Source organism: Agrobacterium tumefaciens, assembly GCA_025560025.1.
Lineage (GTDB): Bacteria > Pseudomonadota > Alphaproteobacteria > Rhizobiales > Rhizobiaceae > Agrobacterium.
The window spans coordinates 1,044,250-1,061,229 of record CP048486.1; the positions used below are offsets into that span (position 1 = coordinate 1,044,250).

The 16,980-nt window shown below is 61.2% G+C and carries 18 protein-coding genes; 7 read left to right on the forward strand and 11 right to left on the reverse strand.

Going from position 1 to position 16,980, the window contains the following annotated elements:
* Positions 1–156: 156 nt before the first annotated feature.
* From FY152_18750 to FY152_18785, 8 genes are all read right to left on the reverse strand, one after another.
* Positions 157–1,092: a 2-hydroxyacid dehydrogenase gene (locus tag FY152_18750; GenBank protein ID UXS34188.1), complete on the reverse strand. Its 936-nt coding sequence runs from the start codon at positions 1,090–1,092 to the stop codon at positions 157–159.
* A 9-nt stretch (positions 1,093–1,101) separates the two neighbouring features.
* Positions 1,102–1,857 (reverse strand): SDR family oxidoreductase, encoded by a 756-nt coding sequence (locus FY152_18755; protein ID UXS34189.1) that lies wholly within the window; start codon positions 1,855–1,857, stop codon positions 1,102–1,104.
* Positions 1,854–2,840 carry an SDR family oxidoreductase gene (locus FY152_18760; GenBank protein UXS34190.1) on the reverse strand — a complete coding sequence of 329 codons (987 nt, stop codon included), beginning with the start codon at positions 2,838–2,840 and terminating at the stop codon, positions 1,854–1,856. The genes FY152_18755 and FY152_18760 overlap by 4 nt, the downstream gene beginning before the upstream one ends.
* Before the next feature lie 42 nt (positions 2,841–2,882).
* Positions 2,883–4,394: a tripartite tricarboxylate transporter permease gene (locus tag FY152_18765; GenBank protein ID UXS34191.1), complete on the reverse strand. Its 1,512-nt coding sequence runs from the start codon at positions 4,392–4,394 to the stop codon at positions 2,883–2,885.
* The gene (locus FY152_18770) at positions 4,391–4,843 is read right to left on the reverse strand and encodes a tripartite tricarboxylate transporter TctB family protein (protein UXS34192.1); all 453 of its coding nucleotides are present in this window, start codon (positions 4,841–4,843) and stop codon (positions 4,391–4,393) included. The genes FY152_18765 and FY152_18770 overlap by 4 nt, the downstream gene beginning before the upstream one ends.
* A 73-nt stretch (positions 4,844–4,916) precedes the next feature.
* Positions 4,917–5,585 carry a 4-carboxy-4-hydroxy-2-oxoadipate aldolase/oxaloacetate decarboxylase gene (locus FY152_18775; protein ID UXS34193.1) on the reverse strand — a complete coding sequence of 223 codons (669 nt, stop codon included), beginning with the start codon at positions 5,583–5,585 and terminating at the stop codon, positions 4,917–4,919.
* Between the two features lie 97 nt (positions 5,586–5,682).
* Entirely contained in the window at positions 5,683–6,636 is a 954-nt protein-coding gene (locus FY152_18780; GenBank protein UXS34194.1) for a tripartite tricarboxylate transporter substrate binding protein, read from the reverse strand.
* Positions 6,637–6,737: 101 nt separating this feature from the next.
* Positions 6,738–7,619, reverse strand: coding sequence for a LysR family transcriptional regulator (locus tag FY152_18785; protein UXS34195.1), 882 nt, complete (start codon positions 7,617–7,619; stop codon positions 6,738–6,740).
* Positions 7,620–7,817: 198 nt separating this feature from the next.
* Here FY152_18785 and FY152_18790 point away from each other — a divergent pair, with 198 nt between their 5' ends.
* Positions 7,818–8,747 (forward strand): DMT family transporter, encoded by a 930-nt coding sequence (locus FY152_18790; protein UXS34196.1) that lies wholly within the window; start codon positions 7,818–7,820, stop codon positions 8,745–8,747.
* Here FY152_18790 and FY152_18795 read toward each other — a convergent pair.
* Entirely contained in the window at positions 8,716–9,642 is a 927-nt protein-coding gene (locus FY152_18795) for a DMT family transporter (GenBank protein ID UXS34197.1), read from the reverse strand. The genes FY152_18790 and FY152_18795 overlap by 32 nt on opposite strands.
* A 194-nt stretch (positions 9,643–9,836) precedes the next feature.
* Here FY152_18795 and accB point away from each other — a divergent pair, with 194 nt between their 5' ends.
* From accB to FY152_18825, 6 genes are read left to right on the forward strand one after another with little or no spacing between them, the layout of a single operon-like run.
* Positions 9,837–10,301, forward strand: a complete 465-nt coding sequence (gene accB, locus FY152_18800) for an acetyl-CoA carboxylase biotin carboxyl carrier protein (protein ID UXS34198.1) — start codon at positions 9,837–9,839, stop codon at positions 10,299–10,301.
* Positions 10,298–11,689 (forward strand): acetyl-CoA carboxylase biotin carboxylase subunit, encoded by a 1,392-nt coding sequence (gene accC, locus FY152_18805; GenBank protein ID UXS34199.1) that lies wholly within the window; start codon positions 10,298–10,300, stop codon positions 11,687–11,689. Before accB ends, accC begins: the two co-directional genes overlap by 4 nt.
* The gene (locus FY152_18810) at positions 11,686–12,126 is read left to right on the forward strand and encodes a hypothetical protein (GenBank protein UXS34200.1); all 441 of its coding nucleotides are present in this window, start codon (positions 11,686–11,688) and stop codon (positions 12,124–12,126) included. The genes accC and FY152_18810 overlap by 4 nt, the downstream gene beginning before the upstream one ends.
* Positions 12,123–12,836: a 5-oxoprolinase subunit PxpB gene (gene pxpB, locus FY152_18815; protein UXS34201.1), complete on the forward strand. Its 714-nt coding sequence runs from the start codon at positions 12,123–12,125 to the stop codon at positions 12,834–12,836. Before FY152_18810 ends, pxpB begins: the two co-directional genes overlap by 4 nt.
* Positions 12,833–13,831, forward strand: a complete 999-nt coding sequence (locus FY152_18820) for a biotin-dependent carboxyltransferase family protein (GenBank protein ID UXS34202.1) — start codon at positions 12,833–12,835, stop codon at positions 13,829–13,831. Before pxpB ends, FY152_18820 begins: the two co-directional genes overlap by 4 nt.
* 25 nt (positions 13,832–13,856) lie before the next feature.
* Positions 13,857–14,624 (forward strand): LamB/YcsF family protein, encoded by a 768-nt coding sequence (locus FY152_18825; protein ID UXS34203.1) that lies wholly within the window; start codon positions 13,857–13,859, stop codon positions 14,622–14,624.
* A 153-nt stretch (positions 14,625–14,777) separates the two neighbouring features.
* On the opposite strand, the gene FY152_18830 is transcribed toward FY152_18825, so the two are convergent.
* Both FY152_18830 and FY152_18835 read right to left on the reverse strand, forming a co-directional pair.
* The gene (locus FY152_18830; GenBank protein ID UXS34204.1) at positions 14,778–15,881 is read right to left on the reverse strand and encodes an ABC transporter ATP-binding protein; all 1,104 of its coding nucleotides are present in this window, start codon (positions 15,879–15,881) and stop codon (positions 14,778–14,780) included.
* Between the two features lie 9 nt (positions 15,882–15,890).
* The gene (locus FY152_18835) at positions 15,891–16,967 is read right to left on the reverse strand and encodes an ABC transporter substrate-binding protein (GenBank protein ID UXS34205.1); all 1,077 of its coding nucleotides are present in this window, start codon (positions 16,965–16,967) and stop codon (positions 15,891–15,893) included.
* Positions 16,968–16,980 lie beyond the last annotated feature (13 nt).

Consider the following 16,980-nt stretch of genomic DNA (forward strand, 5'->3'; position numbering starts at 1 on the left):
TCGTTGAGCAAACATTAGTGAAGCTTTCATCGCTTGCCTAAGACCGATTTTTTTTGGAGTAATAAGCAACTTGTATGGATGGTGATTGCGCCACTTTCAGCGATGCGGCAATCCGGCCGGCGGGGCATGCATCCCCATGCCGGCCACCGGCACATTCTAGACCACGGCCGTCGGCAGGTCCTGCCCTGCGAAATGCGCATCCAGATTGGCGAGAACCAGAGCGCCCATCTGAAGCCGCGTCTCATGGGTCGCAGCGCCGATGTGCGGGGCGAGAACGACATTGCGCATGCCGATCAGCGCCTCGGGAACATGCGGCTCGTTCTCGAAGACATCGAGCGCCGCACCCTTCAGCCCGCCTGCCATAAGAATATCGACCAGCGCCTTTTCATCCACCAGCGATCCTCTGGCAACGTTGACGAGCACACCGCCCGGCCCCAGCGCCGCCAACACCTCGCGGTTGATCGCGTGTCTGGTCTCCGGCGTCGCCGCCGCCGCGACGATCAGGACATCGCAGGCGCTTGCGAGCGACACTGCCGTTGAATGATAACCATAGGCCACGTCCTGTTTCCGCCGGCTGAAATAGGAAATCTCCGCGTCGAAGGCTTCCAGCCGCGCTGCGATGGCGCGGCCTATGCGACCAAGCCCATAAATCCCGTAACGCCGCCGCGAGGCCTTGTTGCCAAGCGGCATCTCGACTTTTTTCCACTCTCCCGAGCGGACATGGTGATCCGCGCTGACAAGCTGGCGCAACAGCATGATGGAAAGGCCGATGGCGAGATCGGCGACATCCTCGGTCAGCACGTCAGGCGTGTTCGTCACCCTGAAGCCGCGCGCGCGGGCCTGATCGAGATCGACCTTGTCGAAACCGACGCCGTTGATGGCGACGATTTCGAGAGCGGGCAGGCAGGCGGCGAGATCAGGGGCAAGGCCGATATGGCCGCCGGTGACAACAGCCTTTATCGAAGCCGCCTCCGCCTGCAGAAACGCCTGTTTGTCGGATATTTCGTGCCAGCGATAGACCCGGAAGCGTTTTTGCAGCTCGGCCTCGATCTGCGGCTGAAGAGGGTAGGTTTGCAGAAGATCCGGCTTCATGCGCGCTCCTCACCCACGGCCGACGAACGGCATGCCGCTCGCCATCACCGTCATGGTCAGCACATTCGCCTCGAGCGGCAGCGAGGCCATATGCACCACGGCCCGGGCGACGATGCTGGCATCGATGGTGGGTTCGATGGCGGTGCTGCCATCCGCCTGCAGCACCCCGGTCGCCATGGCACGCGTCATTTCGGTGCTGGCATTGCCGATATCGATCTGGCCGCAGGCGATGTTGAATGCCCGGCCATCCAGCGCGGCCGACTTGGTAAGGCCGGTGATCGCGTGTTTGGTCGCGGTGTATGGCGCCGAACGCGGACGCGGCGTGGTGGCCGAAATCGAGCCATTATTGATGATGCGCCCGCCCTGCGGCGACTGCGCCTTCATCTGACGAAACGCCGCCTGCGTGCAAAGGAAAGCGCCGGTGAGATTGGCTCCCACCACGGCATTCCAGGTTTCGAACGGTACATCTTCGATATGGACCGCCGGTGCCGACATGCCGGCATTGTTGACCAGAAGGTCGAGGCGGCCAAAACGTCCGGTGACCTCCGCAAACAGCCGTTCGACATCGACCGGAAGGGAAATATCGGCCGCGACGGCCAGAATACGGTCTCCATGTTCGCGCCATTCGGCGACGGCGGTATCCAGAACCTCACGCCGCCGCCCCGTGATCGCAACGCTGTAACCCTCTTCCAGGAGCGCCTTGGCAATCGCCTTGCCTACTCCTGTTCCTCCGCCCGTAACGAGCGCGATCTTTCCATCACTCATGCTGCTTTCCCCTCCAGCTCATCTTCCACATGCGCCTGAATGATTTCGGCAAAGGACGTTTCCGCCCGGAAGCCGAGCGACAGCGCAAGCTGCGGATCGTAATCCTCGGCCCAGCCGTCGACGATCCGGATGATCCGCTCGTCGGGAACGCGCTTGATAAGCGCTACGGCCTTTTCCCCGGCAAAGGCACGCAGGGCCTCGATTTCATCGGCCACCGTGGCAGAAAGCCCCGGCATGATGAGATTGCGGCGAACGCCAAGCCCGGAGAGATCGACGGTCGCGGCGCGCAACAGGAAGGCGACGGCCGAGCGCGGGCTGGCGAACCAGTGGCGCACGGTATCGGCAACGGGCAGCACCGCCTCCTGGCCCACCAGCGGTTCGCGCAGGATATTGGAGAAGAAGCCGGAGGCGGCCGCATTCGGCTTGCCGGGGCGGATGCAGATGGTGGGCAGGCGGAGGCTGACGCCATCGAAGAAACCGCGACGGCTATAATCCGCAAGCAACAGCTCCACGATCGCCTTCTGCGTGCCATAGCTGGTCAGCGGTGCCGGCAGGAACTCGTCGCCGATCACCTTGGGAAATGGCGATCCGAACACGGCGAGCGACGAGCAAAAGACCACCCGCGGCCGATATCCGTCCTTCTGATGCTCCAGACGAATAGCCTCGAACAGTGAACGTCCGCCATCGAGATTGATGCGATAGCCTTTCTCGAAATCGGCCTCCGCCTCTCCCGAAACCACGGCGGCGAGGTTGAAGATCACATCCGGTCGCTTGGCGATCAGCTTTTCGGCGACGCCGACATTCGAAAGATCGCTGCGCTCGCCGGTCACTGCGCCGCCGAAGCCTTTCGGCGCAACCGGCTCGAAAACATCCGTCAGGGTCATCTCGGTGATCTTCGCACCGCCAAGCGCTCCGTCAGAAGCGAGACGTTGCGTCAATTTGCGGCCGATCATTCCGGCCGCGCCGATTATCAGAATATGCATGGTTCACCTTTGTTTGGCCGGCCGCGCCGGCTTGATTAATCGTCAGTCGTCGTCACCCTGAAACACCACCTCGCGACGGCGCATGATCGCCGGCATCGCCATCATGATGACGACCATGCCGGACAAAGCGAGCAGGGTGGCGCTGATCGGATGGGTGACGAATGTCGAGAAACTTCCCTGCGAAATCAGCAGCCCAAGACGCATATTCTGCTCCAGAAGCGGACCGAGAACGAAGCCCAGCACCAGCGGCGCCGGCTCGCAGCCGATCTTGCGCAGGAAGAAGCCGACAATGCCGAAGACCGCGCAGAACAGAACGTCGATGACGCTGTAGGACAGTCCATAGGCCCCGATGGCGCAGAACATCAAAATGGCGGGGCATAAGAAGCGATAGGGAATGCCGAGAAGGCGGACCCAGATGCCGATCAGCGGCAGGTTCAGCACCAGAAGCAAAAGATTGCCCACCCACATGCTGGCGATAAGCCCCCAGAAAAGGTCGGGCCGCGATTGCATGACCTCCGGTCCCGGCGTAATGCCCTGGATCATCATCGCCCCGACCATCAGCGCCATCAGGCCGTTGGCGGGAATGCCGAGCGTCAGAAGCGGGATGAAGGAGGTCTGCGCGCCGGCATTATTGGCGCTTTCCGGCCCCGCCAGCCCTTCGATTGCGCCCTTGCCGAAACGGGATGGATCCTTGGCGATCTTGCGTTCCAGCGCGTAGCTCGCGAAAGAACTCATGATCGCACCGCCACCGGGCAGCACGCCGAGGAAAGAACCGAGCGCCGTGCCACGCAGGACGGCGGGGAAAGCCTGTTTGAAATCCTCCCGCGTCGGCATCAGCGATCCGGTCTTTACCGCTCCCGCATCCCGCTCCACGCCCTGCTGCAGGTTGAAGAGGATTTCGCTGACGCCTAGCAGCCCGATGGCAAGAACGACGAAATCGATGCCGTCGAACAGTTCCGCCATGCCGAAAGTGAAACGCTGCTCGCCCGATGTCGGATCGATGCCGACGAGGCTGAGCGCGATACCGAAGGCGACCATGCCGACCGCCTTGACCGGCGATCCGCTGGACAGGAACACGGCAAATAGCAGCCCGAAGATCACCAGACTGAAATAATCGGCCGGGCCGAAGGCAAGCGCAATGGCCGAAAGCGGCTTTGCGACAACGACGATCAGGACCGTCGCCACCGTGCCGGCAAAAAACGACCCGAGCGCCGCCGTGGCCAGCGCCACACCCGCCCTGCCCTGCCGCGCCATGGCATATCCATCGATGCAGGTGACGACGGACGAGGATTCGCCCGGCAGATTGACAAGGATCGCCGTGGTCGAACCGCCATATTGCGCACCGTAGAAAATCCCCGCAAGCATGATCAGCGCCGCCGTATCCGGCATGGTATAGGTGATGGGCAGAAGCAGTGCGACAGTGGCGGAAGGGCCAATGCCCGGCAGGATGCCGATCATCGTACCGAGCGTGACACCCAGCAGGCAATAAAAGAGGTTTACCGGCGTGACGGCCACACCGAAACCGAGGACGATATTGGAAAGAAGATCGGTCATGGCAGCAGCGGTATCCTCTGTCCGAGACCCACAACGAAAATGAGGATACAGGCAAGGATGAGCACCGCTGAAAGCAGCAGAACTTCAACCGGCCGGATCCTGCCATAGGCGATGCAGGCGAGCACGATCAGCACGAAAGCAGCGGCGATAAAGCCCAATGGCTCGATCAGCAGCGCAAAGCCTGCAATGCCGGCCACCGCCAGAAACGGGCGCATTTTCGGCGCCACCCAGGCTTCGGACGGTGTCTTTCCCAGCAGATCCTGCAAAACCAGCGCGATACCCAGCGCAAACATCAAGGCCGCGATGACCGTCGGCATATAACCCGGTCCGGGCTGGAAATTGGTGCCCATGCTCAGCGGCCGCGCGCCATAATAAAGCCCGGCGGCGGCCACCAGAAAGAAAGCCCCGGACAGAATATTCGCCGTCAGTTTCGAGCCGTGTTCGGCCATGATTATCTCCCCTCCACATTGAGAAATACGCCGCGCCTCCCGACACGGCGTATTCAGATGTCGAAACGCCGGCTCAATCGGCCCAGACACATCCTTTCGAGCGCATCATTTCATAGCGATCCTCGATATCCATCTTGCCCTGACGGTGCAGTTCCATCATGTGGTTCTCGTGGTCGTCGCGCTCCCGGCAGGCCTTGACGAGTTTCGGGATATCGCTCTCGCGAACGACGACAACGCCGTCATCATCGCCGCAGATTATATCGCCGGGGCTGATCAGTTCACCGCCCACCACGACCGGATGGTTGATGGTGCCGAGCGTGTCCTTGGAGGTACCCTTCATGCAAAGCCCGAGCGAGAACACCGGGAAACCGATCTCGCGCAGCCCCTTGCCATCACGCACGGCGGCGCTGACCACGAAGCCGACAATGCCCTTGCCGATGCAGGCGGCAGCCAGCACATCGCCAAAGCCGCCCTGATTGGGATTGTCGCCGCCATCGATGACCAGCACATCGCCGGGCTTTGCCAGATTGATGGCCTCGAAGATCATCAGATTATCGCCAATATGGCATTTTGCGGTGATTGCCGGGCCGCAGATTTTCAGACCGGGCTTGATCGGCTTGATGCGATAATCGAGAGCGCCGAGCTTGCCCTGCGCCTCGTGAATGGTGGCGGGGCTGAATTTGCTGATCGCCTCGATATCGGCTCTGGAAGGGCGCTGGAAATTGCGGATGACATGGGCCATGGGCCGGATTCCTTTCAACAGTGGGTCATGCCTGGGCCAAACGCGGCCCAAGCGTCAATTTTCATTGGGGATGAGAGAAGCGGTCGGTACCGGCCGCTTATTTTGTCCAGGGCTTGCTTTTCCAGAGCTCGGCCAGATTGGCGTTGCCCTTCTTGAGCGCCTCGGCAAATTCGGCCTGTGTCAGCGGCAGCATCGTCAGCTCGCGCTTTTTGGCATCGGCAAGATAGTCCGGGTCCTTCAGCGCCTTCTGGAAAGCATCGACCAGCCTCGCCTCCACATCCGCCGGCAAGCCCTTCGGCGCGCCGAAGCCCGCCAGCAGGCTGAACTGAACATTGTAGCCGGCTTCCTTGAAGGTCGGCACATCAGGCGAAAGCGGCGAACGCTCGGCACCGGAGGTCGCAAGCACACGCAGCGCGCCGGAACGATTGTCGGCAAAGACCTCGTTGAGGTTCATGAAACCGAGCGTGACGTGGTTGCCGAGCATGGCAAGCCGTGCCGGCCCGCCACCATTGAATGGCACGAAATTGAGCTTCACGCCCGCCGCCTCTTCGAACAGCAAAGCGGTGATCTGGCTCGGATGGCCGATGCCCGTCACACCGACGACGACCGGGTTCCCCTTGGCCGCCTCCACGAATTCCCTGGCGGTCTTGATCGGCGATACCTTGTTGACCGTCAGCGCCAGATCGCCGCCGATCTGGTTTGCGAGCGGCGTGAAGGCCTCTTCCTTGTAGCTGGCATTGCCCTGCACGATCGGCGAATACATCGACGGGAAATTCAGCGCTCCGATGGTGTAACCGTCAGGCTTCGCATTGGCGATATAGGTCGCTCCGATCAACCCGCCGGCGCCTTCGCGGTTTTCCACCACAACGGATGTGCCGAGATATTTTTCAAGATAGGGCACCAGCGCCCGCGACTGGATATCGGTCCCGCCGCCGGCCGGATAACCGATGACGAGCGTCACCGGCCGCTCCGGATATTCCGCCACCGCCCCTCCCGCAGCCAGCATTCCCGCCGCCGCCAGCATGCCAAACAGAGATGTCTTCAAACGCATATCTTTTCCTCCCCGATACGCTTTCACCGGGGAGGCTAGGAAGAAGCCATCAACAATACAAATACCGAGTTTTCAATTTACCCATACAGATCGTTTATGGGTTAAATGCCCGGCTCGCGTCTTGCGACAGCCCGCAAAAGGTCGCGGAACAGCCTGAACGTTCGCTCATCCACCTCCCTGCCCTTCAGCAGATGGATGGAGCGATAAATGACGGGCTCGGTAATATGGGCGGCCTGAAGCTGACCGGCCTCCTGCTCCTGCTGCACCGAATTCCATGACAGGATCGTCGCACCGATACCGGCGCTGACGGCGCGTTTGATCGTATCCTGCCCGTCGATCTCCATGGTCACGTTCAGTGTTATGCCGGCACGGGCGGCGGCCTCGTCGATCGATATGCGCAGTGGATTGTCCTTCGGCGGCAGGATCAGGTTGAGCCCTGCTGCAGCCTCAAGCGGCATCGACCGGCCGATAGGCCTTGAAGAAACGGCAAACAGGCTCTCCTTGACGATAAGATCGTCGGCCTTGTCCTCCGCACCGACCAGCGCAACGGCCATATCCACCTTGCCGAGACGAATGAGCCGCAGGGATTCGTCATTGCGCGCCTCTATCAGCCGCAGCGAAACCTTGGGCATCGAAGCGGCAACCTCGCTGATGATGCTCGGCGCAAACGCCGTGGCCCAGGAGGGGATGAGGCTCAGCCGGATCACCCGCTCATCCAGATAGGCCATGGCCCGGATTTCCGCTTCCGCCTGCCGCACCTTCTCGGTAATCTCCCGCGCATGGGAAAGCAGGACTTCACCCTTTTCCGTCGCCTTCACCCCGCGCGCCAGCCGGTGCAGCACGGGAAAACCCACCAGCCGCTCCAGTTCCGTAATGTGATGGCTGAGCGCCGGCTGGGCTATCCCCAATTGCCGCGCCGCCGCCGACATGGAGCCGCAATCGGCAATCGCGACCAGATATCGCAGCCTGCGCAAATCCAACATGCCCGCTTAAACCTCCCGCCGGTTCGAGTTGCGATCATGACACCAAATCACCGCGCGGGCCTAGGGGAAAAGCGCCGTCCGGCGGTCCTGCCGGCCTTCAAGGAAGTGATGGGGTAAGACAAGATTCTTATGACAGCCGGCTAAGGCTTTTCTCCGCTTCTTCCCCATGACACGGTTTGGGCTGCGATGGGGAGCGGGATGAATCCTAAGACCGGAATTTTGCTCAAGCTGACGGCCATGCTGGCATTCACAGTCATGTCCGCCTGCGTGAAGGGCCTGGACGGGGCGATCCCCGTCGGCGAAGTCGTCTTCTGCCGGGGATTTTTTGCCCTCATTCCCCTCTGTCTCTGGTTCATCGCCTCCTCGGAGCGGATAAGCGTGCCGGCCGCGAGGAATATCGGGCGCCTGCTCGCGGGCAGTTCGGCCGGGCTTGGCGGCATGTTCTTCGGCTTTCTGGCACTCGCCTATCTGCCGCTGGTGAATGTGACGGTGCTGAGCTACACGACACCGCTTTTCACCATCATGCTGGCGGCGCTGCTTCTAGGCGAAAAAGTGCGGATATACCGCTGGTCCGCCGTGCTCACCGGTTTCATCGGCGTCTTCATCACGCTGTCGCCGAAACTGATTTTCGATGCCGCCTCAGGCCCCGCTCAAATCGACAGCGTCGCGATGATCGGAACCGCACTGGCGCTGACCGGTGCGCTTTGCGCGGCCTTTTCCTCCATCGCCGTCCGCCATCTGAACAGCATCGAAAAGCCGTCGCGCATCGTTCTCATCTATACGCTGACGGGTGTCGTGGCCGGCCTCGCCACGCTCGGATTTGGATGGAAGATGCCGGATTTTCACCAGTTCCTGCTGCTCGCCGGCGGCGGCCTTGCCGGCGGCATCGGCCAGATCGCCATGACGCTGAGCCTGCGCCACGCCCAGGCCTCGCTGCTGGCGCCGTTCGACTATACGACGATGATATGGGCAATCGCCCTCGGTTATCTCTTCATGGCCGAAGTGCCGACGGGCGCGACCATCGTTGGCGCCTTGACTGTCATCGCCGCCGGGCTTTTCGCCATGTGGCGCGAAAACCGGCTGGCGAAACAGGCCGTCAGGGAGCCGACAGCGTCAGCTGTTCCGTGACGCGCTTTTTGTGCAGCCGCCTTTCCCGCCACAGCGTGAACAAGCCAGCGGCAACCACGATGGAAGCCCCCAGAATGGTCGTCAGGGCCGGAACCTGATCCATGAAGGCATAACCGATCAACAGCGCCCAGATCATCGTGGTGTAATCGAACGGCGCCAGCAGCGAGGCCTCGGCATAACGCAGGCTGAGCGTCACCAGTATCTGCGCGATACCGCCAATGAGACCGGTGCCGATCAACAGGGTCCATTGCCACGCGGTCGGCATTTTCCAGCCCATGCCAATGCTGGCAAAGCCGATGACGGTGGTGAGCAGGGTGAAATAGAAGATGATTGCGCCGGTATTTTCCGTCTGCGTCAGATGCCGGATCTGGATCATCGATATAGCGGAGAAAAGAGCCGCCGCCAGACCGAACAGACCGCCGAGCATGGCGATGCCGGAACCGGAGGCGGCATCCGAAACATCGAAGGAAAAATGCGGCGACAGGATCAGCACGATGCCGCAGAGCCCGACGACCACCGCCGTCCAGCGGTAAATCCTGACAACTTCCTTGAGAAGCAGCACCGCCAGAATGACGGTGAAGAGCGGTGTCGCGTAGCTGATGGCCGTCGCGTCGGCCAGCGGAATATAGGCGAGCGCCAGATAGCTGAAGACCATGCCGCCAGTGCCGGAAAAACTCCGCACCAGATGGCCGCCAATATGGCTGGTTGCCACCTGCCTTCGCAAACCACCCTGCGCCGCCATCCACAGACAGAGCGGCAACATGGCCACCGCCGATCTGAAAAAGACCACCTGCCCGATGGGTATCTCACCCCTGAGGCTGCTGATGCAGGCGCCCATCAGCACCAGAGCAAGCGCAGCGGAGATTTTGAGGAGAATGCCTTTGCGGGAATCCATGGTTCGTTCCTTCGGACGTCTTTGAACCGTTTCATCACGTGGCGGCGGGATATCAAACCGGAAAGCAATGTCCATAGGAACTTCGTCTGACCCCATCAATCCCGCCCCCATGGTAGCTATTGCTGATGGACAGGGTGCGGATTCCGCTCCGCCCGCCTGCCGCCGTGGGGACAAAAAAGACGTTGGAAACCAATATGGATCTGGAAAAGATCAAGAAACTGATCGAGTTCGTCGGCTCTTCGCGAGTGTCCGAATTGACCGTGAGCCAGGAGGGAACCACGGTCCGGATCATCCGCGAAAACAATGCCGTTTCACCGCAGGCGCCATCATCGCAGCCCCTTCCCGTTGCGGTAGCCGAAACGGCATCCGAGACACCCCGCGCCGAAGAACAGGCGCCGGCATCCGCCGCAGCCGCACCGGCGTCATCCGGCATCGTCGCAGCACCCTCATTCGGCCTTTTCCATCGCGCCCCGAGCCCGGGTGCGGCGCCTTTCGCCGAAGCCGGTGACGAGGTCAGGCAAGGACAGGAACTCTTCATCATCGAGGCGATGAAAGTGTTCAACACCGTGAGGGCCGAACGAAGCGGCAGGATCGCCAGATTTATCGCCAATGACGGCGAAGACATCGAACTTGGACAGCCGGTGCTGGAGTTCGAATGATGGACGCGACACTCCCAAAGGTGGCTGAGCCAAGAACATTCGACAGCGTGCTGATCGCCAATCGCGGCGAGATTGCCTTGCGGGTGCAGCGCGCTTGCCGTGAACTTGGCCTGAAGACCGTCATGATCTATTCGGAAGCCGATAAGGATGCGGATTATCTGAAGGCGGCCGATACCGCCATTTGCATCGGCCCGGCCTCTCCCGGCCAGAGCTATCTCAACGCGCCGGCCATACTGCTTGCGATGGAGCTGACCGGCGCCGGTGCGGTTCATCCCGGTTATGGTTTTCTGTCCGAAAGAGCGTCTTTTTCGGAAGCCGTAGAGGCGGCGGGGGCGGTCTTCATCGGCCCGCGCGCCGACGCCATCCGCACCATGGGCGACAAGATCGCGGCGAAGCGGGCAATGATGGAGGCCGGTGTGCCCTGCGTTCCCGGTCCCGATTCCGCCCTGCCGGATGACATGGCCGAAGTCTCCAAAATCGCCGCCGAAATCGGCTATCCCGTCATCGTCAAAGCGGCCGGCGGCGGCGGCGGGCGCGGCATGCGTGTCGTGCACGAGGCCTCCACCCTTCAGGATGCCGTTCTCGTCACGCGCGAGGAGGCAAGCCGGGCCTTCGGGACACCGGAACTCTATATCGAGAAATTCCTCGAACATCCGCGCCATGTCGAAATTCAGGTTCTCTGCGATGGTCAGGGCGGCGGGGTCTGGGTGGGGCTGCGCGATTGTTCCATGCAGCGCCGCCACCAGAAGGTCGTCGAAGAAGGTCCGGCCATCGGCATCCCGCCCGATGTCGCGGCTTTCGTCGGCAATCGCTGCGTCGAAGCCTGCCGCCAGATCGGTTATCGCGGGGTCGGCACCTTCGAGTTTCTTTACGAGAATGGCGAATTTTATTTCATCGAGATGAATACCCGCCTGCAGGTCGAACATCCGGTCACGGAAATGACCTCGGGCGTGGATCTGGTGCGCCAGCAGCTTCTCGTCGCTCTCGGCCATCCGCTCGAGATTTCGCAGGAGGATATCGTCTGCGAAGGCCATTCGATCGAATGCCGCATCAATGCCGAAGACCCCTATAGCTTCATTCCCTGCCCCGGCCTGATCACGGCTCTGCACTTGCCGGGCGGCCCCGGCGTTCGGGTCGATACCCATGTGACGGCGGGTTATCGGGTTTCGGCTCATTACGATTCGCTGATCGCCAAGCTCATCGTCCATGCGCCGACCCGCGAACAGGCGATCCTGCGCATGCGGCGCGCGCTTGGCGAAATGCGCATCGAAGGCGTTTCCACCAACCTGCCGCTGCACCGGGAAATATTGCAGGACCCGGCCTTTTCCGAAGGCGGCACGGATATTCATTACCTCGAGCATTGGCTTGCAGCGCGGAGTGCACAGTGAAGCGACAGCCTGTTTCCATATCCCGCTACAGCGAGCCCGGCACGATTGCCGATCTTGCCGCTCACCTCGAACGCAACAACGTTTCCGCCATTGAAATAGAGACGCCGGATGGATCATTGAAGATCGTCGCCATGGCAGGCGGTCAGGCCCCTGCCGCACAGCGGCCCATTGAAGCGGCCAAAGCGCCGGTAAAGGCGGGGGATATTCTTGCCCGTGCACCGATGGCCGGCATCTTCACGCCTGCGCATCCGCAGCGCCCCGATCGGGCGGTTCAGACAGGACAATCCGTAGCGAAAGGCGAGATCGTCGCATTCATCGCGGCCGGACCCGTGCTTGTTCCGATCATCGCCGAAAAAGCCGGCACCGTCGGCGAAATCGTGACGGAAGCCGGTGCGCTTGTCGGCTATGGCTCCACCCTTCTCAAGACCGAAACATGATGGTGACGTCGATGAGCAACCTCCCGCTGAAAACACCCCACGTCACCCCCGCCCATCTGGGCCTGCCGAAAATCTCGATGATCGGCAACAAAACGTTTCTGATCGAAGCGCCCGGCGAGCTGGACCTGCCCGCCCAGAGGCGCATCTGGGCGCTGACGCGCGCATTGAAGGACCGCCCCGAGGTGCTGGAACTCATACCCGGCATGACCAACCTGCTGATCGTGCTGCGCGGCACGCCTGAAGATGCCGGGCATCTGCAGGATGAGCTTCTCGACATCTGGCAAAGGACGGCGGAACTCGATCTTCTGGGCAAGACCATCGAAGTGCCGACGACCTATGGCGGCGAACACGCCATCGACCTTGCGGCGATCTGCGACTATTCCGGCTTGCCCGATAAGGAGGTCGTGCGCCTTCACTTCGAGCGTACCTATACGGTTTTCGCCGTCGGCAGCGCGCCGGGCTTCGGTTATCTCGGCGGTCTCGACCCACGCATTTTCATGCCGCGCAAAAAAGTTCCGTCGCTGCGCATGTTGAAGGGCATGGTGACGATCGGCGGCATGCAGTCCGGCATCTCGGTTCTGACCGGACCGAATGGCTGGAACTCGCTGGGCTTCACCGAAATCACCATGTTCGACGCCACCGCCGAACAGCCGGCGGTGCTGGCGCCCGGTGACCGCGTTCGTTTCCTTCCCGAAAGGATCGAACTATGATCCATATTCTTGCCTGCGGGCCGCTGAACACCGTGCAGGATCTCGGCCGCGCGGGTTATCGCAATATCGGCATCACCGCCACGGGCGCGATGGATCCCATCGCGCTCAGGGTCGGCAATATTCTCGTCGGCAACGGCGAGGATGCCGCCGCGATTGAAATCCAGACCTTTCCTTTCCGCATCGAATTCGAAGAGGCGCTGACCTTCGCGGTAACCGGCGCGGATTGCGCTGCACGGCTCGATGGTGCGGATTTACCGCCTTACTGGTGTGTGCGGGCCGAGAAGGGTCAAATCCTCGAGCTTTCGACCCCGCTGAAAAATGCGCGGGCCTATCTCTGCCTTCAGGGCGGCATCGACGTTCCAGTGGTGATGGGATCGCGTAGCACTTCTCTTCGCGGCTCATTCGGCGGTCACGAAGGACGCCACCTCACCACCGGCGACAGGCTGTCCGTTCTGCCATCCGCACCACCGGCGCTGCCGGCAAGCGGCCTCGGTGTCATGCAGCTTCCCGAGGCGATGCCGGACATGTTTCCGGTATCCGACAATGGCGAATTGCTGCTGAGAGCAATTCCCGCCGCCGAACATGATCTTTTCGGCGAAGGTGCGGAACGTTTCTGGTCCGAGGCCTGGAAAATCACCTCGCAGAGCGACCGCACCGGCTACCGGCTTGCCGGCACGCCACTTATGCTTTCGGCTCCCGTCGAGTTGCGCTCCTATGGCGTCATTCCGGGTGTGGTTCAGGTGCCGCCGGGCGGCGAGCCGATCATCCAGATGAGCGACGCCAACACGGCCGGCGGTTATCCGAAGATGGCCGGTATCATCGACAGCGATCTTTGGCGGCTCGGACAGGCGCGCATCGGCAGTCGCATCCGCTTCGTGCAGGCAACGGTACGCGAGGCGCTGGAGGTCGAGCAGGCAATCGACGCCTATTTCGCCGATATCCGCAAAACCCTGCCGCTGGTCACCGGCGCACTCGGCACGCTCGCAAAACGATAATCCTGAAAAACACGGAGAGGGAACCATGAAGATCGATGTTAATTCCGATATGGGCGAAGGTTTCGGCGTCTATAAGGTCTGCGACGACGAGAAGCTTATGGAAGTCGTCTCTTCGGCGAATATCGCCTGCGGCTTCCATGCCGGCGATCCGGAAATGATGGCGCGCATGGTGCGTTTGGCTAAACAGAACGGCGTCGGCGTCGGCGCCCATCCGGGCCTCGCCGACCGTCTCGGCTTCGGCCGCCGCGAAATTCCCGTCGATGCGGAAGAAATGGAACAGCAGGTTCTCTACCAGCTCGGCGCGCTTTCGGCGATTGCGAAAGCGCAGGATGTCGCGCTCTCCCATATCAGTTTCCATGCCGCCATGGGCAACATGATCAACCGCGATGCGGCGCTTGCCGAACGGATCATGAAAAAGATCAGGGCGGTCGATCCCAATCTCATCGTCTTTTCGATGCCGGACATGCTGATCGAAAAGGCGGCGCTGGATTGCGGGCTGAAGGTGCTCAACCTCTTTCTCGCCGACCGGGCCTATGATGTGAAGGGCCAGCTCGTGCCACGCAAGCTGCCCAATTCCGTCATCAAGGAAGAGGGAAAAGTTCGCGCACGCGTGCGCCAGTTTCTGGAAAAAGGCACGGTCACGACCATCGAGGGCGAGACCATCCCCGTTCGCGCCAGATCGATCCTCGTTCATAGCGATACACCTGGCTCGCTGGAGCTTGCGCGCACGGTGCGCAGCGAAGTGGAAGCCTGCGGCGGCAGCGTCGTGCCGGCTCGCGAAGTCGTCGCCTGAAGCGGCATACGCCTCATATCCTGAAGCACAAAAAATTACGGCACCGCATTCCAGGTCAGGAGCGCGGTGCCGTAATTTTGCCGGCTATGGAATACGGCCCGGATTTCGATCCGTCGCCAGCCGGGCCGCCTGAGCGATCCGGCCGCACAAGCATCAATTCAGCTGGATCACGTGATTGCTGTCGCTCGTCCAGCTCAGTCTCACCCGGTCGCCAGCGGCGCTGACGGCATTGGTGAAACCTTCCGTCTGGGTCTGCCGGTAGGCGATCATCGGCTCGCCATTGTCCAGACGCAGGTAATAATGCAGCATGAAGCCGCGATAGACGACCTGCTCCACCCGCGCCGTGGTGGAATTGCTGGCGTTTTCACCTGCGTCCACCGCAAGCGGTGAGACCGAGATCGCTTCGGGGCGAACGGTCACGACGACCTTGTCGCCCTGAACCGCCCCCATATCCTCGACATCGAGCCGCACGCCCGAACCGGTGACCAGCCTTGCGGAACGACCATTGCGCTCCGCCACGCTCGCCTCGAAGAAGTTCGAGGCGCCGATAAAACCCGCGACGAAGCGGGTCAGCGGCTTCTGGTAGATTTCGCCGGCCGGTGCGATCTGCTCGAGATTGCCATCCCGCATCACGGCAATCTGGTCCGCCATGGTCAGGGCTTCGTCCTGATCGTGGGTCACCATGATGGTGGTGAGGCCAAGCCGCTGCTGCAGGCTGCGGATCTCGACCTGCATGCTTTCCCTCAGGCCCTTGTCGAGCGCACCGAGCGGTTCGTCGAGGAGCAGCATCGAAGGCTCGATCACCAGCGCACGCGCCAGCGCCACACGTTGCTGCTGGCCGCCGGAAAGCTGCACCGGCAGTCGGTCGCCGAAGGCGTGCAGCTGAACGAGATCGAGCGCCTGCTTCACGCGCCCTTCCCGGTCAGCCTTCGAGATGCCCCGCATCTCCAGACCGAAGGCGACGTTTTCGGCAACGGTCATGTGGGGAAACAGGGCGTAGTTCTGGAAAAGCATGCCAACATTGCGGCGGTGAACCGGGGTACGCGTGGTCGGCTTGCCGCCGACCACGATTTCACCCGAGGTGGGATCGACAAGCCCCGCAATCATGCGCAGGCAGGTCGTTTTCCCGCAGCCGCTCGGGCCGAGAAGCGCCAGGATTTCCCCTGCCTTGACGGTAAGCGAAACATCATCGACGGCAACGACCTGACCGCTGTAATGCTTGGTCAGTCTCTCCAGGCGGACTTCTACGGATTTCATCAGCGTTCCTCAGCCGTTAAAGGTCTGGTTGTATTTTTCGAGCCACTGGGCGCGGCGCGGAATGATGTATTTCCAGTCCGGCGTGAAGAGGTTGAGCGATTCCATCTTCGCTTCCGGATAAGCGAGGAACTTCGCCGTATCTGCGCCGAACTCGATGCCCTTGACGGAGGGCGCGCTCAGCGTCGCTTCCGAAAGCATCTTCTGCACACCGGGATCGAGGATGCGGTTGATATAGGCAAGCGCGAGATCGCGGTGCGGCCCGCCCTTTACCAGCGCGATGGAATTGATGCCGGTGAATGCGCCTTCCTTCGGGAAGGTCATGTCCAGCGGCACGCCCTTCTTGGTGTGCGGATAAACCGCCTTGGAATATTCGATGCCGCCGAAATCCGCCTGGCCCTGTGCCACCATCATCGTCTGCGCTTCCGCGTCATAGATCGAGAGCACGTTCGGCTTCAGCTCGGCGAGTTTCGCCCAGCCGGCATCGGTATCATATTGCGCCTCTTTCAGCGGCTTGCCGGTCGCAAGGGCGGCGGCCACCATCAGCATCAGAACGCTCTGGGTGTTCTTCGGTGTGTTGAGAAGCATGCGGCGGGCATATTTCTTGTCGAACATCTGTTCGTAGCTTTCGAACGGCTTGCCCGTTGTCGGATTGTAGAACAGGCCGGCGATAGAGATCGCAAAACCGACGCCGAAATTGTCTTCGAAAAGATAACGGGAATAGACATTCTTGAGGTTGGGGATTTCGTCCATCGGCAATTGTTCGATCAGGCCTTCCTCCTTGGCCTGCGGAACGCCGACATCGTCCATCGACATCACGCTATATTGCGGATTTTCGCGCGTGGCGCGCAGCGTGGCGATATTGGCGAGCGTCGCGCCTTCGGTCGTCAGGACCCGGCACTTATATTCCTTTTCGAAAGCCGGGATCACTTCCTTCTTGATCAGTCCGCCCTGCGCCGAATTGTAGACGCCGACATACATGGTGCGGTCCTGTGCGGAAGCCGCGGTGTAGAAATAGGGTGTGGCGAGCGCGCCTGCGGTGACTGTCAGGAAACTGCGCCGTTTCATGATGATGGTCTTGTCTGTCATTTCCGGTACCCCT